This window comes from Polaromonas sp. P3_C2, assembly GCF_056402675.1.
This window is the reverse complement of record NZ_JBFUGX010001261.1, coordinates 1-545: the sequence shown is the minus strand read 5'-3', so window position 1 is coordinate 545 and position 545 is coordinate 1. Positions and strand designations below refer to the sequence as shown.

Sequence of the window (545 nt, the reverse complement as noted above, 5' to 3'; positions counted from 1 at the left end):
GTTCAGAGCAACAAGACCCGTCTCGTGGCTGAGCATTTTGACTGGGTGCAGTCGGTAGATCGCCCCAAAATCGCCCAGCGGCTGAGCGAGCAGCGACCGCCCGATTTGCCGCCGCTCCAGATCTGCCTGCAGGTCAACGTGGATGGTGGCGCCAACAAGTCGGGCGTGGCGCCTGAGGATGTCCTGGCGCTGGCGCAGGCGGTTGTGCAGCTGCCGAACCTCACCTTGCGCGGCTTGATGGCGATACCGGAGCCTGCTATCGATTTTGTAGCTGCTTGCGCTGTCCACGCGCGGACAAAAGCCATTTTTGACGAAATCAACGCGTCAGGTGCGTTGCTTGCACCCATGGATACCTTGTCAATGGGCATGACCGCTGACCTGGAGGCGGCGATCCATTCGGGCAGCACCATGGTGCGCGTAGGCACCGCGATTTTTGGGGGGAGATAGCCCCCACGGTCGCTCACTCCGTGTAGCTTCCTGCCCCCCGAGGGGGCCGCTGCGCCTGCGGCCCGGCAAAGCCGGTTCCGCGGCCCCTGCTGGTGAAG

1 protein-coding gene is annotated in these 545 nt (G+C 63.7%); it reads left to right on the top strand.

The genetic code is table 11. The annotated features are described in order from the left end of the window. Positions 1-447: YggS family pyridoxal phosphate-dependent enzyme (locus tag AC1DWI_RS25965; protein WP_477726301.1), on the top strand; the 447-nt coding region annotated here is incomplete at its 5' end. Positions 448-545 lie beyond the last annotated feature (98 nt).